Here is a 22,800-nt window from a genome sequence, read left to right as displayed (position 1 = left end):
TCCCCGGGGTCAGCCGAGCAGCAGGACCGCCCCCGCGAGCGCCGCCGCGCCGGTGGCGGCCCCGAACAGCCCCACCCACACCAGCCCCGGCAGACCCGTCAACCGCGCCAGCTGGTCGGCGTCGGAGGTCGGCGCTCCGCCGCGCCGGCGCTTGCGCTGCAGCTCCACCACCGGTTCGGGGCCCGCCAGCAGCAGGAACCACGCCAGCACCAGCGCGAACCCCTGCTGCACCGCGTCCGGCGTGGCCCACGTGACGGCGAACACCGCCCCGCCCGTGCCGACGACGGTCAGGGCACCCCAGGGGTTGCGGATCTGCAGCAGCACCGCGGCCAGCAGCGCCAGCGTCCCCCACAGCACCGCCGTCACGTACCCGGCGGCCAGGACCCACGCCGCCGCCAGGCCCACCAGCGACGGCGCGACGTACCCCGCGGCCGCCGTGAGCACCATCCCCGCGCCCCGCGGCCGGCCCGCCGACACCGTCACCCCGGACGTGTCCGAGTGCAGCCGGATCCCCGCCAGACGCCGCCCCGTCGCCACCGCCGCCAGCGCGTGACCGCCCTCGTGCGCGATCGTCACGACGTTCCGGCTCACCCGCCACAGCCCCGGGACGAGGACCGCGGCGGCCGCCACGAGCAGGGCGACCAGGACCAGCCGGCCCGGGGCGGGGGGCAGGGGAGTGCTCAGCAGGTCCCACACCCCGTGGGCGCGGTCCACCGCGTTCCGGGTGCCCGTCACGTCCGTCACCTCCCGGTCGTCGGCGTCCAGCGTCGCGCACGGGGCTGTGCGGGGGCTGAGCCGGCGCGCCGGTGCGCGGTGGTGCCGTTGAGCCGCGTGAGTGGCGGGGGCTCAGGGACTTCGTCCCGCGCTCCGATCACCGTCGACGTGACTGGATCCGGAGATGCCGGTAGTGCCGGTGGTGGGTGCCTGGGCATCATCGTCATCGCGCTCGTCTTCCTCGCGCTGGTGGGCGCCTGCGGCGGCGGTGGCAGCAGCAGTTCCGGCGCCGAGTACGACCCGGCCGTCTGCGAGCGGATCGCCGGGGACCGGGCCGTCGCCCGGGCCGCGCTGCAGATCAGCGACGACTGGGACGGGTTCTCGGACGCGGTGGACGACCTCAACGAACAGGCCGACAGCTACGGCTGCGGCTACGAGTCCGCCAGCGAGGTCGCGGGCTACTGAGACCGGTGGCCGATCCGTCGACCACGGTTCCCCGGTCCCGGCCCCGGTGACCCACGGGTTCGCTGGTGCCCCCAGCAGGATTCGAACCTGCGACACACGGTTTAGGAAACCGATGCTCTATCCCCTGAGCTATGGGGGCCCGCGGGCAGCTTACCGGGAGGCCGGCCGGCCCGTGCGCGAGGCACCCCCGTCCGTTCGACATCGCCGTACTACGACGGCCTGTCGTTGGGATCCTCTGCGCTGCAAGCGAACCGGTGCGGGGTGTGGTCGAGACCGGGTCCGTCGCGTGCCTACACTCAAGGCGCCAGGAACAACGACCGATGGCCTCTGCGGGTGCCGGAACCCCGTCGACGAGGACTCCGGCGCCCGGCAGACGTCGTCACTCGGAGGAGCAGGCCCGCATGTCCGTCACCACCACCCGCACCGCCGGCGCTCGCATCCCCGCGGCCCGTCGCGCGCCCCGCGAGCAGGCCGCCGTCGCCGCGCTCGACGCCGCGCTGGCCGAGTCCGGCTGCATCCTCGTCTCCACCTCCGTCGCCGACGGCGGCTGCACCATCGCCTTCTACGACGCCCGCTCGCTGGGTCGCGCCGTCGACGTCATCGCCTCCGCCGCGCTGCGCGCCGGTGACGACGCGCTCGCCTCCCGCGCCCGCCAGCAGGGCGGCGGCGCGTGGAAGGTCACCGCGCAGCCGCAGACGTGGTCCGGCGCCGGGGGCGACCCCGACGCCTGCGCCAACCGGTCCGCGACGAGCTGGCGGCTCGACATCCCCGCCGGCGACGTCGTCGCCAGCGCCGCCGCTCTGCTCGCCTGATCAGACCTCGATCTCGGCGAGCACGGCCGGCACCTGCGGCGGCAGCTCGCGGGCGAGGAACCCCAGCCGCCCGACCGAGGCGGCCAGGCGGTCCCCGGCCCGCCCGTGCAGGTGGACGCCCCACACGGCGGCCTGCGTGGGGTCGGCGCCGCGGGCGCACAGCCCCGTGACGATGCCCGACAGCACGTCGCCGGACCCGGACACGCCCAGGCCCGCCCCGCCGGAGGCGTCCCGCCACAGCCGCCCGTCGGGCGCCGCGACCCACGACTCGCCGCCCCCGGCGGCGACCGTGCAGCGGCTGCGGCGCGCGAGTTCCAGGGCCGCGGCCCCGACGTCCCCCTCGACCTCCTCGGGGTCGGCGTCCAGCACGATCGCGAGCTCGGCCAGGTTCGGCGTCAGCACCGCCTGACCCTCCAGGTGGTGCAGGAACGTCGCGTCGGCCGTGACCGGCGCCAGCCCCAGGGCGTCCAGGACGACCGTGTTCCCCAGGCCCGGCACCAGCGTCTCCAGCAGGGCCCGCACGTCCGGTTCGCCGACCGCCCCCACCCCGAGCAGGGCCGCGTGGGCGCCCCGCACCAGCTCCACCAGCTCCTCGTCCTCGGCGCAGGCGGGGTCGATGCCGCCCTCGCCGGTCTGCGGCAGCCCCAGCACCAGCGCCTCCGGCAGCGCCACCGCCACCGCCGTGGCCGTGTCCCGCGTCGTGGCGACCTGCAGCTTGCCCGCGCCGCTGCGCAGCGCCGACTCGGCCGACAGCAGCACCGCACCCGGCGTCTTCGTGCTCCCGCCCACGACCACCGTGCGGCCGCGGGACTCCTTGCCGACCCCCGGCGGCGGCAACGGCCACCGCCGCAGCACCGCGGAGGTGACGGTGACCGCCTCGTCCGCGCTCACGCCGACACCCCCTCGTCGACCTCGCGGGGTTCGTCGTCCACCGGGTCGTCGGTGACCCGCACGTCCCGCACGGCGGTGGTGTCGCCCGCGCGGTCCAGCCGCAGGCCCGTCCCGTCGCCCGCGTACGCGGTGACCGAGCAGTTCGCGAGGGGTTCGCGCGCGTCCAGCTCCAGCAGCGTCCGCTCGTCCAGGTCCTCCAGCACCAGCCGGAAGTTCATGATCACCGCCTGGTGGGACACGAGCAGGACCTGCCGGCCCGCGTGCTCCTCGCGCAGCGTGGCCAGCAGGCTCCGCACGCGCAGGGCCACGTCGCACCAGCTCTCCCCGCCCGGCGGCCGGTAGTAGAACTTGCCGATCCGCTGCCGGCGCTCGGCCTCCTCGGGGAAGCGAGCCCGCACCCCCAGCCCCGTGAGGCCGTCCCACCAGCCCAGGTCGCGCTCGCGCAGCCGCTCGTCGGTGCGCACGGCCAGGTCCGCGCCCCGGCCGGCCAGCTCCTGCGCGACGGCCAGGGCGGTGTCGTGGGCGCGCTGGTACGGGGAGCTGACGATCACCTCCGGGACCGGCGGGGCCTGCGGGTCCTCGGCCAGCCACCGGGCCACGGCCCGGGCCTGCGCCCGGCCCAGCGACGACAACGGCACGTCGGCGTCCCGTTCGGCGACCTCGACCACCTCGGCGTGCGAGGAGCGGGCCCGGGCGTCGGCGAGGTTGCCCGTCGACTGCCCGTGGCGCACGAGGACGATTCCGGCAGGATGTCGGGCGGCGGCGTTCACCCGACCACCCCTACCGCCTCCCGGGCTCTTGCGCCCGCTGGGAACCATCCCCGCGGCGCGCACGTGGAACCGGGTGCGGCCCGCGGGGGGCGCGGGGGTGACAGGGTGGGGCCGTCCCGTCGGTGGCCGGCACCGGCGTGCGTGGTCGAGGGGGTGGCGAGCTGAGCGGCGGGGCGAGGTCGTGGCACCGGCTCATGACGCGCACCTCGCTGCAGCGGCGCGTCTCCATCATGGGCGTGTCGTTCCTGCTCATCGTGCTGGTGCTGACCGTGGTGCTGCTCATCAGCACGGCACGCACCCCGGACGAGGTGGACGAGCCGCTGGGCGGGACCGCGACCGTCTCCAAGCAGGTCGCCGACTTCCAGCAGAGCATCGTCGAGGCCCAGTCGGTGCACCAGCTCTACGTCACCGCCTCCGACACGGGCAGGCTGCGGGAGACCGAGGACCGGCGGGTGAAGACCATGCTCCGCTACGAGCGGGCGCGCGAGCCGCTCGTCGTCGCCGCCAGCTCCGACGAGACCGACGAGCAGCTGCGGGCCCAGCTGACCAAGGTGCTCGACGACGCCGCCGCCTGGCGGGCCACCACCGAGCGGCAGGCGTCCTTCAAGCGCCAGGGCGACTCGGTCCAGCTCAGCCGGTCCATCCTCGACGCCCCCGCCGCCACGGCCTTCCTGAAGATCTACCAGGACCTCGACCCGGTCGACGAGCGCATCGTCGAGCTCCAGGACGCCGAGCGCGAAGCGCTGCGCGACCAGCGCGACCAGAGCCGCTACGTCCAGTTCGTCGTCGCCGCGATCGCCCTCCTGCTGGTCCCCACCGCCCTGTACCTGGTGCGGCGCTGGGTGATCCACCCCCTGGGGTCGCTGTCCGAGCAGCTCCTGCGGGTCGGCGGCGGGGACCTGCAGACGCCCGTCGCGCTGCCGGGCCCACCGGAGCTGGCCGCCGTGGCCGCCTCGGCCGAGACGATGCGCCGGCGCATCCTCGACGAGCTCGCCGACGCGGTCTCAGCGCGCGAAGCGCTACAGCAGGGGCAGCCGCTGGTCGCCGAGGTCCGCGACCAGCTCACCGCCCACGACCTGCCGGTCGTGCCGGGGTGGTCCTCGGCGGCGGCGCTGCGGCCCGCGGAGGGCCTGCTCGCCGGGGACTGGTACGACGTGCTGCCGCTGGCGGACGGACGCTTCGCAGTCGTCGTCGCCGACGTGTCCGGCCACGGGGCCCGCGCCGGGATCGTCGCCATCCAGCTGAAGCGGCTCCTCGAGGCGGCCCTGCACCTGGCCCCCGAACCGGACCTGGCGCTGGCGATGGCGGCGCGGGTCTTCTCCGACGAGGCCGAGCGCTTCGCCAGCTGCGTCGTCGTGGTGGTGGACCCCGACTCCGGCACCGTCTCCTACGCCAACGCCGGGCACCCCGCACCGGTCGTCCTGCGCCACGACGGGGAGTCGGGCGTGCGGGTGGTCTCCGAGCTGGAGGCGACCGGGCCGCTGCTGTCGTGGCTGCACCTGGACGTGCCCGGCAGCTGGAGCACCCGCACCACGTCGCTGGCCCCCGGGTCCGTGCTGGTCGTCTACACCGACGGGCTCACCGAGGCCCGCCCCACCGGCAGCACCGACGAGCTCGGCGTCGAGGGGGTCCTGGCGGCCCTGGGGGCGCTGCCGGAACTGACCCCGCAGGCGCTGGTCGACGAGGCGCTCGACGTCGCCCGCCGCTTCAGCGGTGGCCGCGCCCGCGACGACGTCACCCTGGTGGCCCTGGCGCGGGGCACCGCGAGCGTGCCGCTGGTCCCGGCGATGCGGGACGGCACGCAGGAGCCGCCCGCCTGACCGGATCGACGCCCGGTGACGCCTAACCTTGTCCCGTGACGTCTTCCCCCGCACCCGGTCCCGACTCGACGCGTCGGCGCTGGTGGGCGGAGGCGGAGGCCCTGGGCGGCACGTCCGCGCTGCTGGACTGCCCGGTGGGCACCGACGCCGTGCTCGACCTGACCACCGCTCACCCCTCCGGCCTCGCCCAGCTCCTCGCCGGTGGCCCCGCACCGCTGTCCAGCCTCGTGCGGGAGGCGGGTGCCTTCGCCGAGGCGCGCCGCCGCGCGCGCACGACCCACCGGCTCGCCGGTGCGCTGCTGGCCCAGCGCGGCACCCGGTCGCTGGCCGTGGCCGTCGGCATCGCCGGGTGGTCGCTGGCCGAGGAGGTCGACGCGGCGACGCTGGCCGAGGGCGCGGCCCCGCCGCCGCTGCGCAGCCCCCGGCGCACCCCCGTGCTGCTGCGCCGCTGCACCCTCACGCCGGCCACCGAGGCGCTCGACGACTTCGTCGTGCAGCTCGCCCCGCAGGTGATCGTCAACCCCGTGCTGGTGCGGGTGGCGCGCACCGAGCTGGGGGTGGACCTGGACACCCACCGCATCGGGGCGGCCGTCGGCGCGCACTGGGGCTTCGACCCGAACCCGGCCATGGACGAGCTGCGCCGCCAGCTCGCCGGCACGCGCGGCCTGCGCGTCGAGCGGCGGCTGCTGCTGGCGACGTTCGCCGACCCGGCCGCGGACCTGCTCGCCGACCTGCGCCGCCGCGGGGGCCTCGTGCGCGACCACCGGGTCGTGGCGGCGCTGGCCGCGGGCCGGCCGGCGGCGCCGGGGACGGCCCCGGGCGTGGCCGTCACCGAGGGGTTCTCCCTGGACCCCGCCCAGCGGCGGGCCGTGGAGACCGTGCTGGCCGGCCGGGACGTGCGCCTGCACGCCCCCACCGGCACCGGGGCCACGCAGGTCGCGGCGGCCGTCATCGCCTCCGAGGTCGCCGCGGGACGGCGCGTCCTGCTCGTCGCCGACTCCGCCGCCGAACGTCGCGCCGTCGACGAACGTCTGCGGGACAACGGTTTCGGTCGCCTCATGCTGCACCTGGTGGCCGACCTGGACACCTCCGCCGACGACGCGGGGCAGCAGCGGGAGGCCGCGCGCCGGGAGGTGGCCGCGCGCCGCGACGCCCACCACACCCCGCCCGCCGACCCCGACGTGACCGGCCCCGCCACCGCCCTGGACGAGCACGCCCGCGCCCTGCACCGGCCCCGCGAGCCGTGGGGCGTCAGCGCGGCCGAGGCGATGGAGGCGCTGCTCGCGCTGGCCGAGCGCCCGCTGCCGCCGACGACGAGCCGCCGGCTGCGGGGCGAGCAGCTGTCGGCGTGCTCGCGCGCCGACGTCGACCGCTGGTCGCAGGTGCTCGTCGAGGCCGTCGACCTCGGCGCCTTCGACGTCGCCCCCGGCACGACCCCCTGGGCCGGGGCCTCGCTGCGCACCGACGAGGACGCCCGGCGGGCGCTGACCCGCGTCGAGGAGCTCATCGGCGAGCGCCTGCCCGCCGTGCGGGCCCTGCTGGCCACCGTCTGCGACGCCGCCGGGCTGCGGGGCGCGGCCTCGGTCGCCGAGGCCGTCGACCGCACCGACCTGCTCGACGGGGTCCGCACCACCATCGGCCGCTTCGGCACCGACGTGTTCGCCCAGTCCCTGGGGGATGTGGCCGCCGCGACCGCCACCCCGCAGTGGCGGCGCGACCACGAGGTCCGCCAGGGCTGGCTGCGGCGCTGGCGGCTGCGCCGGGAGGCGCGGGCCCTGCTGCGCCCGGAGGTCAGCGCCGGGGACTGGGCCACGCTGCACGACTGGCTGCAGTCGGCCCGGTCGCAGCGGCTGCGCTGGCAGCGGGTCTCGGTGCGGGACAACGCCCCCGTGGTGCCCGACGACCTCGACGCCCTCATCGCGGCGGTCAGCGCCGTGCGGCACGAGCTGACCGAGCTGGCGCAGGTCCTGCCCGAGCGGTCCTGGACCGACCTGGGCGCGGTGTCGCTGCTGGAGGTGCAGCTGCCGGAGCTGAGCGCCCTGCTGCGCGCGCTCGCCGCCGACGCCGCCGCGCTGGAGACGCTGCCGCGGCGCACGGTGCTGCTCGACGACCTCGAGGGGGCCGGGTGGAGCGGCCTGCTGGAGGACCTGCGGGCCCGGTGGATGGGCCCGTCCAGCCTGCACCTGCCCTCGGAGGTCGAGGCGGCCTGGTGGAGCGGGGTGCTGGACGCCATCTCGATGGTCGACCCGCTCGTGGGCACCGGTGAGGCGCCCGCGCTGCGCACGGCCCGGCACGAGCTGCAGCTGGCCGTCGCGGCCCGCCGGCGCGTGCGGGCGGCCGCCGTGCGCGACGAGCTCGACGCCCGGTCGCTGACGTCGGGGCGCGAGGCGGACCTGCTGCCGGTGACGGCGCTGTCCACCGCCGGGGTCGCCCGGCTCGCCGACCAGGTCGAGGAGGCCGACCTGCTGGTCGTCCTGGGCGCGCAGGCCACCACGACCTCCTCGGCGCTGCCCGCGCTGTCCCGGGGCGCCCGGGTCCTGGTCATCGGCGACCCGCACCTGCCCGGCCCGGCGGACGTGGCCACCGCCCGCGACGAGCAGGCGGTGTCGGGCCCGGTCTCGGCCAGCCTGTACGCCGACCTCGACCCGGTGCTGCCGACGCTGCGGCTGGACCGTCAGCACGCCCTGCTGGACGACACGCTGCTGTCGGCCGTCCCGGTGCCGGTGGCCGAGACGTCGCTGCCCGGCCCGGGGCACGACGGCCGGGCGACGGCCCGCACCTCCGACCGCCCGCCGGGGGCCCGGCGGGGCCCCGACGCGCTCGTCGACCTCGTGGTGGACACGGCGCTCGCGGCGCTGGTCGCCCACCCCGAGGAGTCGCTGGGCATCGTGGTGCCCGACGCGGCGGGGGCGGAGCTGCTGTCCGACACGGTGCGCCGGCTGGTCCTGGACCAGCGGCTGCCGCTGGCGGTGGGCCGCGAACCCCTGCTGGTCGGCACCCCGGTCCGCTGGACCGGCGAGCGCCGCGACCACGTCCTGGTCGTCACCGACGCGGTGCTGAACGGCCCGGCGCTGGGGGCGGCGGGGGACAGCGGTGACGGCGTCCCGACCGGCCGGGCGGAGGCGTGGATGGCGCTGACCCGCAGCCGGCTGCGCACGACGCTGGTCCTGGACGACTCCGGGTGGAGCGACCGCAGCGGGCTGGAGGAGCTGGCCGACGGCCGGGACCTGCTGGCGCGCACGGCCGCGGCCTGGGAGGAGGACGACCTGCGGCGCGCGGAGCCGGGCGGTGCGGTGACGTTCCACCGGGGCGCCGACGCGGTGGTGCGGACGCTGGCCGCGGCGTGCCGGCGGGTCGGGTTGCCGGTCGAGTGCGAGGTCGGGTCGTCGCGGGCGCTGGCGCTGGTCGTGCGCGACCAGCGCGCGCGGGCGGGGGTCGGCCCGGCGCTGGTCGTCGAGCTCGACGGGCCGTCGTGGGCGCGCGCGGACGTGGTGGACCGCGAGGTCGACGGTCCCCTGGAGCTGGAGCGGCGGGGGTGGCGGTACGTGCGGGTGCTCACGGCGGACGTGTTCGCCGACGCCGACGCCGAGGCGGACCGGATCGCGGGGTTGTGGCGCGACGCGCTCGCCGACGCCGGTCACGACCTGCCGTGGGTCGTGGACCTGGGGTCGGCGGCGGGCGCGGGCCGGGCGGGGGAGGGACCGGGGGAGGACGCGGTGGCCGGGTCGGACGGGTCGGACGGGTCGAACGGGGCGGACGGGGTGGACGTGGACGGCGTGGTGGACCGGGCCGAGCGGCTCGACGTGACGCGGGCGGACGCGTCGTGAGCCCGCGGGTGCCGGACGGCGAGCGCGAGGTGCCGCTGGAGGACGAGCGGTCGGCCGACGACCGGGACGAGGGCTGGGGCGAGCGGCCGGGGGCCGGTCACGACGACGAGTGGTACCTGTCGCAGCGTCCGCCGCACTGGGACTGACGCCGGGGGCCTCGTCGTCCACCACCATCAGCACCTTCAGTGACGGTTGCGTTGCACTGAGACATAGGTTCCTGACTGGCCGTGAGAGCCCTCTCACTCTCGGTCGATACTTGGCCGTCGCACCGTAAATCGATGAGGCGCAGAGCTTCTGCCCCGCCCCGATCACCCCCATGATGGGCCCGGAACCTCGACCGGTGTCCCCCGGTGGGGGGACGCGCGGGAGGTCCCGTGGACGGTCCCCCGGCACGGCGGCGGAAGGTGGAGGATGCGCAGCTCGACGGCCCCGCGCTCGGCGACCGCGTTCCTCGTCCCGCCGGTCGCCGCCCGCACCCGGCGGCGTCGCAGCACCGTCCCCGTCCTGCTCGACGTGGCCGCCGTCGCGGTGGCCACCGCCGTCCTGGCGGCGGCCGTGGTCGTCGCCCTCGCCGGCTCCGTCCCCTGGGACGTCTCCGCCTTCGTCTCCGTGCTCGCGCTGGTCGTGCTCGTCGCCGAGTCCCGGCCGGTGACCTCCCGCACCGGCGGCCGGGGGGAGGCCCTGCCCGTCTCCTGGGGGTTCCTCGTCGCGCTCGTCGCGCTCGGTCCGGTGTCCCTGGCGCTGCTCGTGCGGGCCCTGCCCGCCCTGGTGCGCCAGACCCGCCGCGGCGCCGGGCCCCGGACGGCGGTCGTGGGGGCCGGGGTGTCCGTCGTCGGCGTCCTCGTCTGCAGCACCGTCCTCGACGCCCTGCTCGGGGGTCCGCACGCGGCCGGGCCCGTCCTGCGCGACCCGGGCCAGTGGCCCGCCGTCCTGGCCGCCGGCGCGGCCGGACTGCTGGCCCAGTGGTGCGCCGACCTGGCCGCCCGGCCGGTCGTCGACCGCACCCCCCGCCGGCTGGTCCGGACCGGGTCGGCGTCCGGGGTGCTGCTGACGCTGGCCGTCGTCGCCTCGGCCCCCGTGGTCGTCGTCAGCGCCGAGGGCGGGGCGTGGCTGCTGCTCCTGGTGTGCGTCCCGCTCGGGGTGATGCTCGTCAGCGCGGCGATCGCCCGGCGCCACGAGCGGCGCGCCATGGTCGACGACCTCACGGGCCTGCCCAACCGGGACGCGCTGCTGGGAGCCACCGCCCGCGCGCTGCGCGCGGCCGGCCCGGGCTCCGGCCCGGGGCTGCTGGTCGTCGACCTCGACCACTTCAAGGACGTCAACGACACCCTCGGGCACCCCGTCGGCGACGCGCTGCTGCGCGAGGTCGCCGAACGGCTCGTGGCCCAGGCCCCCGCGCACGCCGTCGTCGCCCGCCTCGGCGGCGACGAGTTCGGCCTCCTCGTGGCCGACGGCCTGGAGGCCGAGGGGCTCGCGCTGGCCGTCGTGGAGGAGATGTCCCGGCCCCTGCGGGTCGGGGAGCTGCAGGTCCTGCTGCCCGCCAGCGTCGGGGTGGCGCTGGCCCCCGAGCACGGCACGAGCGCCCCGTCGCTGCTCAAGAGCGCCGACGTCGCCCTGTACCAGGCCAAGGAGGTCCGGGGCCGGGCCTGCACCTACGCCGGCCGCCGCGACGTCAACAGCATCGAGCGGCTGCAGCTGCTCGGCGACCTCGGCCACGCCGTCGAGCGCGGTGAGCTGTACGTCCGGTACCAGCCGCAGGTCGACCCGCGCACCGGGCTCGTCGTGGGCGCCGAGGCCCTGGCCCGCTGGCAGCACCCCGAGCTCGGCTCCGTCGCCCCCGACCGGTTCATCCCGCTCGCCGAGCAGTCCGGCCTCATCGCGGGGGTGACCGCGCTGGTCCTCGACCAGGCCCTCGCCGCGGCCGCGCGCTGGCGGGCGGAGGGGTTCACCGGCACCGTCTCGGTCAACCTCTCCGCGCGGCTGCTGACCGACCACGACCTGCCGGTCCTGGTCGCCGAGGCCCTGCACCGGCACGGCCTGGACGCCTCGGTCCTGGTCCTGGAGGTCACCGAGACGGGCATCGTCTCCGACCCCGAGCGCGCCGGGGTCGTCGTCCGCCGCCTGCGGGCCCTGGGGTGCGGGGTCGCCGTCGACGACTACGGCACCGGGCAGTGCTCGCTGACGTACCTCACCGACCTCGAGGTCGACGAGCTGAAGGTCGACCGCAGCTTCGTGACGGGGATGACCGGGGACCGCGCCCGCGCCGTCATCGTCCGTTCGACCGTGCACATGGCCCGCGACCTCGGGCTGCGGGTCGTCGCCGAGGGCGTGGCCGACGCCGCCACCCAGCGGGCCCTGGCCGACCTCGGGTGCGACGTCGTGCAGGGCGAGCACGTCGGCGACCCCGTGTCGGCCACCGCGGTCCGGGACCTGCTGCGCCGCCAGGTCCGCGCCCCCGGGGTGGCGCTCGCGGTCGGGGAGTGAGGGCCGCGCGCCCGCGCTCACGAGCGCACCGTCAGGACGGTCCGCCCGGCCGCGGCGGCCAGCCGCGCGGCGGTGGCGGCGTCGACGGCCACCAGCACCGACGTCGTCGACCGCGCGTCGCCGCCCGGCAGCACCGGGTCGGTCACCGCGGGCAGCCGCAGCACCACGACGTCGGCGGCGATGCGCTCGGCGCCGGTCGCGGCCCCCGTCACCGGGTCCTGCGTCCGGGCCAGCACGTCGACCCGGACCCCGGGCGCGAGCGTCTGCAGCAGCGCGGGGTCGCCCACGTCGACGCCCGCGGCGACCGTCCCCGGTGGCTGCCCGGCCAGCAGGGGCCCGGTCGTGGTGCGCGCGTCGGTCAGCACCTCACCGCGGCGGACCGGTGAGGCCAGCACGGCGCCCTGGACCTGCGTGAGCACCCCGTCGGGGACGGTCCGGTCCTGCAGCTGCGCCGTCGTGACGTCCGTGCTCGTCAGGACGGCACCGGTGGGCAGGTCCCGGGCGGCCACCGGGACCGCCCGCAGCTGCGGGGCCGGCGGCGCGAGCGTGGCCACCGTGACGCCGCCGGCGGCGGCGACCAGCCCGGCGCACAGCCAGCGGCGGATCAGCCGGCGCCGGCGGCGGTCGCCGGGGCCGAGGGGGACGGGGCTCGACAGGACGGGCATGCCCGGACGCTAGGTGCGCCCGGGCCGCGGGCCGTGGACGCGACAGGCCGCCTGGGGACGACGGGCGTCCCGAGGCGGCCTGTGGAGACGGCGGTGACCCCGCCGGTCAGGCGGCGGAGCTGGTCCCGCTGGTCGAGGACGACGAGGAGGTCGACGAGGAGGACGCCGACGAGGACGACGACGCCGACGAGGAGGCCGAGGTCGACGAGGCGGACTCCTTGGCCGGCGCCGAGGTGCCGGACCCGCCGGAGCCGTCCGACGAGCCCGACGACCCGCGGGAGTCGTTGCGGTAGAAGCCGGACCCCTTGAAGACGATGCCGACGTTGTTGAACAGCTTCCGCAGCTGGCCCGAGCACTCCGGGCAGACCGTCAGGGCGTCGTCGCTGAAGGACTGGCGGACCTCGAAGGAGTGTCCGCACGACTGGCAGCTGTAGGCGTAGGTGGGCACGCGTTCTCCGTTGGCTCCTGGGACCCCACTGGCACTCGGGTCGGTCGAGTGCCAATGGTACTCGGAGTGCGCCGATCCGGTACCGGCTCAGCGCACCCCGCGCAGGTACCGGTCCACCCGGACGGCCCGCGACCGCAGCGGCGGGACGGACGCCTCCAGCTGCGCCACCTCGATCGCCCCCGCCCGCCGCGCCGCGACCTGCGTCTGCGCCAGGTGCACCCGCTCCAGCGCGACCTCCCGCGCGTCGGCCGGGACGGGCACCTCCAGCCGCCGCACGTCGGTGAAGTCCACCCGGGCGGCGAACGTCACCGGACGGGCCGCCCCGTCCACCCGCAGCACGCCGCGCAGCCAGCCGCCCGCGCCGTCCCCGCGCACCCGCAGCGCCACCGCCGTGCTGCCGCTGGGCAGCAGCACCGGCGTGCGCGCCACGAGCGCCGCGGTGGACGTCCCGGCGGGCTGACCGGTGAAGTCGTAGACCAGCCGCAGCGCCGGCCCCGGCGCGAGGGTCAGCGACGCGGTCGCCCGCGTCGCGGCCACCGTCCACCCCGCGGGGTCGCCCAGCCGGTCCAGCAGCACCGGCTGCGCCCCGATCGCGGCCTCCACCGAGGACGTGACGCCCGCCGCCGTCAGCCCCACCGCCACCGGCACCGGCCCGGCGGCCACCGCCGTCAGCCGCAGCCGCCCGTCCGGCAGCGGCCCGGCCCGCAGCAGCGCGGCGTCCACGTCGACCCGCACGTCGGCGGCGTCCACGGGCGCCGAGCGGCCCGCGGCGTCGTGGCCGGTGACCGTCACGTCCAGCGACGCGCCCGCCCCCGCCAGCACGGGCGGCGCGTCGAGGCCGAACCGCACCGGCGGGCCGAGGACCTCGACGTCGAGGCGGCCGGCGGCCGGCCCCAGCTGGGCCTGGACCGCAGCCCGGCCCGGGGTCACCCCGCGGACCAGCACCCGCCCCGAGGTCTGGACGGCCAGCACCCCCGGGTCCGTCGAGGTGAGCACCGGCGTGCCCGCCGTCGGGGCTCCCGACGCGGTCACCGGCACCACCCGCACCGCCTGGGGTAGCCCCGGGAACACCTGCGCCGCACCGAGTTCGGGTCGCAGCACCACGGCCGTCGCCTCCGGTCCGGCGCCCGCGGGCACCAGCCCGACCGCGTGCGCCACGGGCCGGGCGGCGCCGTCGGAGGGGACGACGACCTCGCTGACGCCCGCGTCGCCGGGGCGGCGGGCGACGAGCTGCGCGGACCCGCCGCCGTCGAGCATCACCGCGCCCACGGCCCCGGCGTCGAGCATCCGCCGGGCGGTGTCGGCGGCGGTGACCCCGATCGAGGTGGCCGTGCCGCCCTCGACGGTCAGCAGCAGCAGGTCCCCACCGGCGGTCCAGCCGATCGCGGTGCGGGCCCGCAGCGCGGCCCAGGTGGGGTCGGTGGTGTCGAAGGGGGCGGGCGCGCCGTCGCGGACGAGCTCGAGCCGGGCGCCGACGGCGAACCCGGTGGACCCGGGGGGCAGGGCGTCCACCCGCACCCGCACGTCGCTGGTGACGGCCGTCCCGACCGCGAGCGCGGTCAGCTCCGGGACGAGGGTCCCGGTGCCGACCAGGACGAACCCGTCGGCGGGCACGGGGGTGGGGCCGGGGGCGCGGACGGCGGTGACGGCGCCGGCCCGGACCTCGACCTCGACGCCGGCGGCCGTGGTCAGCGACCGGTCCCCGGCGCCCCAGGCCGGCGGGAACAGGGCGAGGGTGTCGGGGGCGACGGTGCGGGTGGCGAGCGCGGCGAGCCGGTGGGTGCGCCCGCCGAGGGTGACGGTGCCGTCGAGCTGCACGGGGCCGACCCGGCCGGTGGTGCCGGTGGGGCCGGGGCTGATGCCGACGGCGCCCTGCGGGTCGGCGGCGGCCTTGAGCGGCCGGCCGGCCAGGACGACGGGCCCGTCGGGGGTGCCGGTGCGGTCGATGTCGTAGAAGTCGCCGTTGACGGCGGCGACGGCGCCGCCGGCGGCGGCGAGGTCGGCCGGGGTCCGCGGGGAACTCAGGTCGTGCTGGAGCAGGACGGGCCGGGTGGTGGACCCGGCCGCCAGCCGCAGGAGGGCCTGCCGGACGGGGCCGGGTCCGGTGCTGCGCTCGAGGGTGACGCCGGGGGCGACGACCTCGGCGCCGGCGGTGGTGGGTCCGGTCTGGGCGGCGGCGGGGCGGACGGTGAGCCCGGCGGCCGAGGCGGCAGCCACGGCGAGCACGGTGCGACGACGAACCATCTACTCAACGTAACCGCCGGGGTGGGGCGTCAGGCGTCGCGCCACCCGGCGAGCTTGCCGTCCCGGCTGATCGCCTGCAGACGTTCCTCCACGGCCCGGCGCTCGGCGGTGGACGTCACCACCAGCAGGTCGTCCCCGCGGCGCAGCACCGTCCGCGGCTGCGGCACGAACGTCGACCCGTCCCGCGCCACGAGGCTCACGTTGGCGCCGCGGGGCAGCCGCAGCTCGAACACCTCCACCCCGTGCAGCCGCGACCCCGCGCTCACCCGCACCCGCAGCACGTCGGCCGACAGCGTCCCCAGCGGTGAGACCTCCACGTCGAGGTCCTGCGTGGGGGCGGAGCTGATGAGCCCCAGCCGCCGGGCCAGCGGCGCCAGCGCGGGCGCCTGCACGAGCGTGAACACCACGACGAGCACGAGCACCAGGTCGAACAGCCGTTGCGACCCGCTGATCCCCGCGACGACCGGCACCGTCGCCAGCACCACGGGCACCGCGCCGCGCAACCCCGCCCAGGACAGGAACGCCAGGTCGGCGCGCGGCAGCCGGAAACCGGCCAGCGACACGAGCACCGAGGCCGGCCGGGCGAACAGCGTCAGGACCAGCCCGACCAGCAGCGCGTCCAGCAGCGCCGACGGCAGCCGCGCCGGGCTCGCCAGCAGCCCGAGCATGACGAACAACCCGATCTGAGCCAGCCACCCGGACGCCTCGGCGAAACCCCGGGTCGCGTGCCGGTGCGGCAGCCGCGCGTTGCCCAGCACCAGGGCGCACAGGTACGTCGCCAGGAACCCCGAGGCGTGCAGGACGTCGGCCACGGCGAAGGCCCCCACGGCCAGCGCGAGCACGGCCACCGGGTACAACCCGGAGCTGGGCAACGCACTGCGCCGCAACAGGAACGCCCCGGCGGCCCCGATGCCCACCCCGACGACGGTGCCGAGCGCGAGCTCCAGGGCGGCCTCGCCGGCGTAGAACCACCAGGCGTGGTCGGAGTGCCCGGCGGCCACGTCGGTCAGGGCCAGGACGGCGATGACGACGGGGGCGTCGTTGAGCCCGGACTCCGCTTCCAGCAGCCCCGACAGCCGGCCCGGCAGCGGCACCGAGCGCAGCACCGAGAACACGGCGGCGGCGTCGGTGGAGGAGACGACGGCGCCGATGAGGAAGGACACCGGCCACGACGTGTGCAGCAGCAGGTGCGCGCCGGCGCCGACCACCCCGATCGAGACGGCGGTGCCCACGGTCGCCAGCACCGCCGCCGGGGTCAGGACGCCGCGGACGGCGTCCCACCGGGTCGTCAGCCCGCCCTCGGCGAGGATGAGGACCAGGGCCCCGTACCCCAGGACCTGCGCGATCCCGGCGTCGTCGAACGGGATCCCCAGGCCCCCCTCGCCCAGCACCAGACCCAGGGCGAGGTACAGCAGCAGCGAGGGCAGCCCTGTGCGGGCCGAGAGGCGGACCGCGAGGACGGCCAGCAGCAGCACCCCGGAGCAGAGCAGCAGGACGCGGCTGAACTCCTCCAGGGTCATGCCGCACCGTAGCGCGGCGACTACGGTGCCCACGTGCGAGGCAACGCGATCGTCGTCGGTTCCGGACCCAACGGCCTGTCCGCGGCGGTGGTCCTGGCCCGCGCCGGGCTCGACGTCACCGTCCTGGAGGCGAGCGAGCGCGTCGGGGGCGCCTGCGTCGACGTCGAGCTCCTCGGCCCCGGGGTGGTCAGCGACGTCGGCTCGGCCGTCCACCCGTTCGCCGTCGCCAGCCCCTTCCTGCGCGACCTGCCGCTGGAGCGGCACGGGCTGCGGTGGCGGCACGGCCGGTTCCCGCTGGGGCACGCCCTCGACGACGGCCCCTCCGCGGTCCTGCCGCACGACCTGGACGAGGCGGCCGACGCCCTGGGCCGCGACGGGCGGGCCTGGCACGCCCTGTTCGCCGGCCCGGTGGACCGGTGGGAGCAGCTGGTGCCCGACGTCCTCGGCCCGCTGCTGCGGGTGCCGTCCTCACCGCTGACCCTGGCGGCGTTCGGGGCGCGGGCGGCCTGGCCGGCGGCGCCCTTCGCGCGCGCGGTGTTCCGGGACGAACCGGCGCGGGCGCTGTTCGCGGGGATGGCCGCGCACGCCCTACAACCGCACGGGCAGCTGCTGACGGCCGCGTTCGGGGTGCTGTTCGGGGCGGCGGCGCACGCGACGGGCTGGCCCGTCCCGCAGGGCGGCTCGGGAGCGATCACCGGCGCGCTGCACGCGGTCCTGCGCGAGCACGGCGGACGGGTGGAGACCGGCCACCGGGTCGCCGCGCTGGCCGACCTGCCCCCGGCCGACGTGACGCTGCTGGACCTCACGCCCCGGCAGCTGCTGCGGCTGGCCGGTGACGAGCTGCCCGCGCCGTACGCGCGGGCGCTGCGCCGCTGGAGGTACGGCCCGGGCGCGCACAAGGTCGACTACCTGCTCGACGGCCCCGTCCCGTGGCGGGACGCGCGGCTGGCGCAGGCCGTCACGGTCCACGTCGGGGGCACCGCCCGGGAGGTCGCGGCGGCCGAGGCCGACGTCGTCGCCGGCCGCCACCCCGAGCGGCCGTTCGTGCTGGTGGCCCAGCAGGACGCCGCCGACCCCGGGCGCGCCCCGGACGGGCAGCGGGTCGTGTGGGCGTACGCGCACACCCCGCAGGGCTCGGACGACCCCGGCACCGGGGCCCGGGTGGACGCGCAGCTGGAGCGGTTCGCCCCCGGTTTCCGCGACCGCGTCCTGGCGCGGGTGGAGACCTCCCCGCGCCGGCTGGAGCAGCAGAACGCCAACCTCGTCGGCGGGGACGTCGGCGGGGGAGCGCTCACCCTGCGCCAGCAGCTCTTCCGGCCGGTGGCGGGCCTGTCGCCGTACCGCGTGCCGCGGCCCGGCACGTACCTGTGCTCGGCCGCGACCCCGCCCGGCGGCGGCGTGCACGGCATGTGCGGGTTCCACGCCGCGACGCTGGCCCTGCGCGACCTCGCCCGCACCCGCCGCACCCGGCCCCGCTGAGCCGCGCGGGGGAGCGCCGGGGTCAGGCGGCCAGCCAGAGCCAGCGCGTGGGGGTCACCACGGCCTGCACGAGCCGGTCGTGCGGCAGCGTCGGCAGCGGGCTGACCGCCGCGTCCAGCAGTTCCTCGTCGTGGACGACGGCCAGCACCGGGACCCGGGCCGGCACCCGCCGCAGCGCGCGGTCGTAGCTGCCGCCGCCCTGCCCGAGCCGGCGGCCGGCGGTGTCGACGGCCAGGGCCGGGATGAGGACCAGGTCGGCCGAGGCGATGGCGTGCACGCCCAGGTGCCCCGGCGCGGCGGGACGGGCCGGCCGGACCTCCCAGTCCAGGTCGGAGTCCTCCAGCAGCACCGGCAGCAGCACCTCGACGTCGTGCCGGCGCAGCTCGGCCAGCAGGCCCCGGGTGCCGGGCTCGTCGGGCCGGGAGGTGTACGCCGCGACCCGGTGCGCCCCGGCCAGCAGCGGGCAGCCCAGCAGGACGCGCGCGATCCCCGCGTCCACGTCGGCGGCCGTCTCGGCGCCGCGGGCCCGGCGCCGTTCGCGGATCCCGCGGCGCAGGGCCCGCTTGTGCGCCTCGACGGCGAGGACGTCCGCGTGGACGGTGAGGGTGTCGACGGCGCTGTCTCGGGTGGGCACGGCGGCTCCTGGTTCTCGCCGACCGCGCTGGCGAGGTTTTCGGGCGCGGAACGGTGGTCCTCCGAGTCTGCCCCTTCCCGCCGGGTTCGGGAAGGGGGCGCGAGTCCTCACCGACGGCCCACAGCGACTGCACCCAGTGTCCGCCCCGGGACGGGCGGTAGCCTCCGCCCCATGACTGAACGCGACGAGCGTCCCGGCCGCACGGTGCGCAAGGCCGTGATCCCCGCCGCCGGGCAGGGGACCCGCTTCCTGCCGGCCACCAAGGCGATGCCCAAGGAGATGCTGCCGGTGGTCGACACCCCGGCCATCCAGTACATCGTCGAGGAGGCCGTCCGCGCCGGGCTCACCGACGTCCTGATGATCACCGGGCGCAACAAGCGCTCCCTGGAGGACCACTTCGACCGCAACGTCGAGCTGGAGGTGGGGCTGGAGAAGAAGGGCGACCAGGCCAAGCTGGCCCGCGTCCAGGAGTCCACCGACCTGGCCCAGGTCCACTACGTCCGCCAGGGCGACCCCAAGGGCCTGGGGCACGCCGTGGCCGTGGCCGAGCAGCACGTCGGCGACGAGCCGTTCGTGGTGCTGCTCGGGGACGACATCGTCGACTCCCGAGACCCGCTGCTGGACACCATGATCAAGGTCCGCGAGGAGCACGGCGGCAGCGTCGTGGCCTTCATGGAGGTCCCCCGCGACCAGATCCACCTGTACGGCTGCGCCGTGGCCGAGCCCACCGGCCAGGCCGACGTCGTGAAGGTCTCCGGGCTCGTGGAGAAGCCCAAGACCGAGGAGGCCCCCAGCAACCTGGCCATCATCGGCCGGTACCTGCTCGACCCGGCGGTCTTCGCGGTGCTGCGCGACACCCCTCCCGGCAAGGGCGGGGAGATCCAGCTCACCGACGCCCTGCAGGTCCTCGCCCAGGGCGAGGGCCCCGGCTACGGCGTCCACGGCGTCGTCTTCCGCGGCCGCCGCTACGACACCGGCGACAAGCTCGACTACATCAAGGCCGTCGTCCGCCTCGCCAGCGAGCGCGAGGACATCGGGGCCGAGCTGCGCGAGTGGCTGGGCGAGTACGTGGCGTCGGGTGCGGGTGCCCCCGACCGGGCGTGACAACCTGGGGACCGTGAGCCCCGTCGGTGTGAGCCAGATGTGAGCGAGACCCTGACCACGGTGGCGGCCCACCGGCAGTCCTGCCTGGACCTGGTGCGGCCGCTGCCGCCGCTGGACCTCGCGCTGCGCGACGCCCTCGGCTGCGTGCTGGCCGAGGACGTCGTCAGCCCGCGACCGCTGCCCGCCTTCGACAACTCGGCGATGGACGGGTACGCGGTGCGGCTGCGCGACGTCGAGGGCGCCAGCGAGGACCACCCCGTCGGGCTGCCCGTCGTCGGGGACGTCGCCGCCGGCCGGGCCGACACCCTCCGCCTGGTCGGCGGCACGACCGTCCGCATCATGACCGGCGCCCCGATCCCCCCCGGGACCGAGGCCGTCGTCCCCGTCGAGTGGACCGACCGCGGCGTCACCCACGTCACCGTCCGCAAGGCCCCCTCCGAGGGCCAGCACGTCCGCCGCGCCGGCGAGGACGTCGAGGGCGGCACCGTCGTCCTGGAGGCCGGCACCCGCCTCGAACCCCGCCACGTCGGCGTGCTCGCCGCGATCGGCCGCGCCCGCGTCCGGGTCCGCCCCCGCCCGCGCGTCGTCGTCGTCTCCACCGGCACCGAGGTCGTCGAACCCGGTGCCGCCCTCGCCCGCGGTCAGCTGCACGACGCCAACGGCTACCTGCTCACCGCGGCCGTCGAGGACGTCGGCGCCCTCGGCTACCGCGTCGGGGTCGTCGCCGACGACGCCCGCGAGCTCGCCGCCGTCCTGGACGACCAGCTCGTGCGGGCCGACGTCGTCATCACCTCCGGCGGGGTCAGCGAAGGCGCCTACGACACCGTCAAGGAGGTCCTGTCCGCCCCCGGGCAGCACAGCGTCACCTTCGACCGGGTCGCCATGCAGCCGGGGATGCCGCAGGGCTGCGGGACCCTCGGCGAGCAGGGCGTCCCCGTGTTCACCCTGCCCGGGAACCCGGTCAGCACCTTCGTCTCCTTCGAGGTCTTCGTCCGCCCCGCGCTGCGGCGCATGCTCGGCGACGAGGGACCCGACCCCGACCGGCCCCGCGTGCGCGCCCTCGCGGGGGCGCGCTGGACGTCCCCGCCGGGCAAGGAGCAGTACGTCCGCGCCGCCTGGACCCGCGACGGGGAGGGCCGCCTCGTCGTCGAGCCCGTCTCCGGCCACGGCTCGCACCTGGTGACGGCGCTCGCGCGCGCCACCTGCCTGGTGGTCGTGCCCGTCGGGGTGTCCGTCGTCGAACCCGGCGACGAGGTCGAGTGCCTGCTGCTGGGGCCGCTGCCCGTGGGGGACCAGTGGACCGCCTGACGCACCTGGACCAGGCCGGCAAGGCGCGGGTGGTGGACGTCTCGGCCAAACCCGTCACCGCCCGCGAGGCGCGCGCCGAGGGGTACGTCCGCTGCTCCGCCGCGGTGCTCGACCTGATCGCCGACGGGGACCTGCCCAAGGGCGACGCGCTCGCCGTCGCGCGGATCGCCGGGCTGCAGGCGGCCAAACGCACCCCGGACCTGGTCCCGCTGGCGCATCCTGTGGCGGTGCACGCCGTCGAGGTCGACATCACGCCCGTCTCCACGCCCGAGCTCACCGGGGTCCACATCACCGCCGCCGTCCGCACGGCCGACCGGACGGGCATCGAGATGGAGGCGCTGACCTGCGTCGTCGTCGCGGGGCTGACGTTCGTCGACATGGTCAAGGCCGTCGACCGGCGCACCGTCCTGGACGGGGTGCGCGTGACGGCCAAGAGCGGTGGGCGCTCGGGGGACTGGACCGTCGATGAGTCCTGACCGCAGCGCGCTCGTGGTGACGGTCTCCAACCGCGCCTCGGCGGGCGTCTACGCCGACACCTCCGGCCCGATCGTGGTGCAGGGGTTGCGGGACATGGGTTTCCGCGTCGACGGCCCCGTCGTCGTCCCGGACGGGGACCCGGTCGAGGAGGCGTTGCGCGACGCCGTCGCCGCCGGGTACGACGTCGTGGTGACCAACGGCGGCACGGGGCTGAGCCCGCTGGACCTGACGCCCGAGCGCACCCGGGCGGTGCTCGACCACGAGGTCCCCGGGGTGGCGGAGGCGGTGCGCGCCGCCGGTGTGGCCGCCGGTGTCCCCACGGCCGTGCTGTCGCGGGGGGTGGCGGGGGTGGCGGGCCGCACGTTCGTGGTGAACCTGCCGGGGTCCTCCGGCGGCGCGCGCGACGGCGTGGGTGTGCTCGCGGGGTTCCTGGGGCACGCGGTCGACCAGATCCGCGGCGGGGACCACGTGCGCGCCGACGCGTCCGGGGCGGGCCGCCCGTGAGCGCCGGCTGGCCGGTCGAGCTGCGCGACGGCCCGGTGCGGTTGCGTCCGCTGCGCCGTCGCGACGCCACGGCGTGGCGTGCGGTGCGCGCGGCGAACGCCTCGTGGCTGCGGCCGTGGGAGGCGACCTCGCCCGAGGGCAGCGGCCCGGCGCCGAGCTTCCCGCAGATGGTCCGGGGTTTCGCGCGCGAGGCGCGGGCGGGACGGATGCTGCCGTTCGTCGTGGAGCTCGACGGGAACCTCGTCGGTCAGATCACCGTGTCCGGGATCACCTGGGGTTCGCTGCGCTCGGCGCACGTGGGGTACTGGATCGACCAGCGGGTCGCCGGGCGCGGGACCATCCCGACGGCGCTGGCCCTGGTGACCGACCACTGCTTCGGAACCCTTCGGCTGCACCGGGTCGAGATCAACATCCGGCCGGAGAACGCGGCGTCGCTGCGGGTCGCGGAGAAGCTCGGGATGCGCGACGAGGGGTTGCGCCGGGCGTACCTGCACATCGACGGCGCCTGGCGCGACCACCGCACGTTCGCGGTGACCGCCGGTGAGGTGCCCGAGGGGCTGCTGGCGCGGTACCGGGCCTCCCAGCGCGCCCGCTGAGACGGGTGTGACGATCTGCGCGGCGCGACACGCCCCGG

General features: G+C 77.2%; 20 protein-coding genes and 1 tRNA gene. 12 read left to right on the top strand and 9 right to left on the bottom strand.

Annotation, left to right across the window (positions count from 1 at the left end):
- Nucleotides 1-9: 9 nt before the first annotated feature.
- Nucleotides 10-735, bottom strand: coding sequence for a M50 family metallopeptidase (locus ACRYRX_RS08385; RefSeq protein WP_432511387.1), 726 nt, complete (start codon nt 733-735; stop codon nt 10-12).
- Between the two features lie 147 nt (nt 736-882).
- Here ACRYRX_RS08385 and ACRYRX_RS08380 point away from each other — a divergent pair, with 147 nt between their 5' ends.
- On the top strand, nt 883-1,179 hold the full coding sequence (locus tag ACRYRX_RS08380) for a hypothetical protein (protein ID WP_432511386.1): 297 nt from the start codon (nt 883-885) through the stop codon (nt 1,177-1,179).
- A 63-nt stretch (nt 1,180-1,242) separates the two neighbouring features.
- Here ACRYRX_RS08380 and ACRYRX_RS08375 read toward each other — a convergent pair.
- Nucleotides 1,243-1,318 (bottom strand) — tRNA-Arg (locus ACRYRX_RS08375).
- A 262-nt stretch (nt 1,319-1,580) separates the two neighbouring features.
- Here ACRYRX_RS08375 and ACRYRX_RS08370 point away from each other — a divergent pair.
- Nucleotides 1,581-1,991, top strand: a complete 411-nt coding sequence (locus ACRYRX_RS08370) for a hypothetical protein (protein WP_432511385.1) — start codon at nt 1,581-1,583, stop codon at nt 1,989-1,991.
- On the opposite strand, the gene ACRYRX_RS08365 is transcribed toward ACRYRX_RS08370, so the two are convergent.
- Nucleotides 1,992-2,882 (bottom strand): NAD(P)H-hydrate dehydratase, encoded by an 891-nt coding sequence (locus ACRYRX_RS08365; RefSeq protein WP_432511384.1) that lies wholly within the window; start codon nt 2,880-2,882, stop codon nt 1,992-1,994.
- Complete coding sequence (locus ACRYRX_RS08360) at nt 2,879-3,652, bottom strand: histidine phosphatase family protein (RefSeq protein ID WP_432511383.1); 774 nt, start codon at nt 3,650-3,652, stop codon at nt 2,879-2,881. The genes ACRYRX_RS08365 and ACRYRX_RS08360 overlap by 4 nt, the downstream gene beginning before the upstream one ends.
- A gap of 194 nt (nt 3,653-3,846) precedes the next feature.
- On the opposite strand from ACRYRX_RS08360, the gene ACRYRX_RS08355 reads away from it, so the two are divergent.
- From ACRYRX_RS08355 to ACRYRX_RS08340, 4 genes are all read left to right on the top strand, one after another.
- On the top strand, nt 3,847-5,472 hold the full coding sequence (locus tag ACRYRX_RS08355; RefSeq protein ID WP_432511382.1) for a PP2C family protein-serine/threonine phosphatase: 1,626 nt from the start codon (nt 3,847-3,849) through the stop codon (nt 5,470-5,472).
- A gap of 35 nt (nt 5,473-5,507) precedes the next feature.
- Nucleotides 5,508-9,299 carry a hypothetical protein gene (locus ACRYRX_RS08350; RefSeq protein ID WP_432511381.1) on the top strand — a complete coding sequence of 1,264 codons (3,792 nt, stop codon included), beginning with the start codon at nt 5,508-5,510 and terminating at the stop codon, nt 9,297-9,299.
- A complete protein-coding gene (locus ACRYRX_RS08345) occupies nt 9,296-9,445 on the top strand; it encodes a hypothetical protein (RefSeq protein ID WP_432511380.1) in 150 nt (49 codons plus the stop codon). The genes ACRYRX_RS08350 and ACRYRX_RS08345 overlap by 4 nt, the downstream gene beginning before the upstream one ends.
- A 265-nt stretch (nt 9,446-9,710) precedes the next feature.
- Complete coding sequence (locus ACRYRX_RS08340; protein ID WP_432511378.1) at nt 9,711-11,783, top strand: putative bifunctional diguanylate cyclase/phosphodiesterase; 2,073 nt, start codon at nt 9,711-9,713, stop codon at nt 11,781-11,783.
- Nucleotides 11,784-11,800: 17 nt separating this feature from the next.
- Here the strand turns inward: ACRYRX_RS08340 and ACRYRX_RS08335 are convergent, their stop codons facing one another.
- From ACRYRX_RS08335 to ACRYRX_RS08320, 4 genes are all read right to left on the bottom strand, one after another.
- On the bottom strand, nt 11,801-12,448 hold the full coding sequence (locus ACRYRX_RS08335; RefSeq protein WP_432511377.1) for an SAF domain-containing protein: 648 nt from the start codon (nt 12,446-12,448) through the stop codon (nt 11,801-11,803).
- Between the two features lie 106 nt (nt 12,449-12,554).
- On the bottom strand, nt 12,555-12,896 hold the full coding sequence (locus tag ACRYRX_RS08330; protein ID WP_432511376.1) for an FmdB family zinc ribbon protein: 342 nt from the start codon (nt 12,894-12,896) through the stop codon (nt 12,555-12,557).
- 87 nt (nt 12,897-12,983) lie between these two features.
- Complete coding sequence (locus ACRYRX_RS08325; protein WP_432511375.1) at nt 12,984-15,140, bottom strand: phosphodiester glycosidase family protein; 2,157 nt, start codon at nt 15,138-15,140, stop codon at nt 12,984-12,986.
- A gap of 29 nt (nt 15,141-15,169) precedes the next feature.
- Nucleotides 15,170-16,660 carry a potassium/proton antiporter gene (locus ACRYRX_RS08320; RefSeq protein ID WP_432511374.1) on the bottom strand — a complete coding sequence of 497 codons (1,491 nt, stop codon included), beginning with the start codon at nt 16,658-16,660 and terminating at the stop codon, nt 15,170-15,172.
- Between the two features lie 33 nt (nt 16,661-16,693).
- On the opposite strand from ACRYRX_RS08320, the gene ACRYRX_RS08315 reads away from it, so the two are divergent.
- A complete protein-coding gene (locus ACRYRX_RS08315) occupies nt 16,694-18,139 on the top strand; it encodes a phytoene desaturase family protein (RefSeq protein ID WP_432511373.1) in 1,446 nt (481 codons plus the stop codon).
- Between the two features lie 22 nt (nt 18,140-18,161).
- Here ACRYRX_RS08315 and ACRYRX_RS08310 read toward each other — a convergent pair whose 3' ends face one another.
- On the bottom strand, nt 18,162-18,773 hold the full coding sequence (locus ACRYRX_RS08310; protein WP_432511372.1) for a 5-formyltetrahydrofolate cyclo-ligase: 612 nt from the start codon (nt 18,771-18,773) through the stop codon (nt 18,162-18,164).
- A gap of 171 nt (nt 18,774-18,944) precedes the next feature.
- On the opposite strand from ACRYRX_RS08310, the gene galU reads away from it, so the two are divergent.
- Genes galU through ACRYRX_RS08285 form a run of 5 tightly spaced genes read left to right on the top strand, consistent with a single transcriptional unit; the run spans nt 18,945 to nt 22,762 of the window.
- Nucleotides 18,945-19,877, top strand: a complete 933-nt coding sequence (gene galU, locus ACRYRX_RS08305) for a UTP--glucose-1-phosphate uridylyltransferase GalU (protein ID WP_432511371.1) — start codon at nt 18,945-18,947, stop codon at nt 19,875-19,877.
- Nucleotides 19,878-19,916: 39 nt separating this feature from the next.
- Entirely contained in the window at nt 19,917-21,185 is a 1,269-nt protein-coding gene (glp, locus tag ACRYRX_RS08300; RefSeq protein ID WP_432511370.1) for a molybdotransferase-like divisome protein Glp, read from the top strand.
- Complete coding sequence (moaC, locus tag ACRYRX_RS08295) at nt 21,173-21,661, top strand: cyclic pyranopterin monophosphate synthase MoaC (RefSeq protein WP_432511369.1); 489 nt, start codon at nt 21,173-21,175, stop codon at nt 21,659-21,661. The genes glp and moaC overlap by 13 nt, the downstream gene beginning before the upstream one ends.
- A complete protein-coding gene (locus tag ACRYRX_RS08290; protein ID WP_432511368.1) occupies nt 21,651-22,166 on the top strand; it encodes a MogA/MoaB family molybdenum cofactor biosynthesis protein in 516 nt (171 codons plus the stop codon). Before moaC ends, ACRYRX_RS08290 begins: the two co-directional genes overlap by 11 nt.
- Nucleotides 22,163-22,762, top strand: a complete 600-nt coding sequence (locus tag ACRYRX_RS08285; RefSeq protein WP_432511367.1) for a GNAT family N-acetyltransferase — start codon at nt 22,163-22,165, stop codon at nt 22,760-22,762. The genes ACRYRX_RS08290 and ACRYRX_RS08285 overlap by 4 nt, the downstream gene beginning before the upstream one ends.
- The last annotated feature ends 38 nt before the right edge of the window (nt 22,763-22,800 follow it).

This window comes from Kineococcus lubricus (assembly GCF_050871965.1).
In the GTDB taxonomy this organism is placed as follows: Bacteria; Actinomycetota; Actinomycetes; order Actinomycetales; family Kineococcaceae; genus Kineococcus.
The sequence above is the reverse complement of the archived record's forward strand: the minus strand, read 5'-3'. Positions and strand labels throughout refer to the sequence as shown.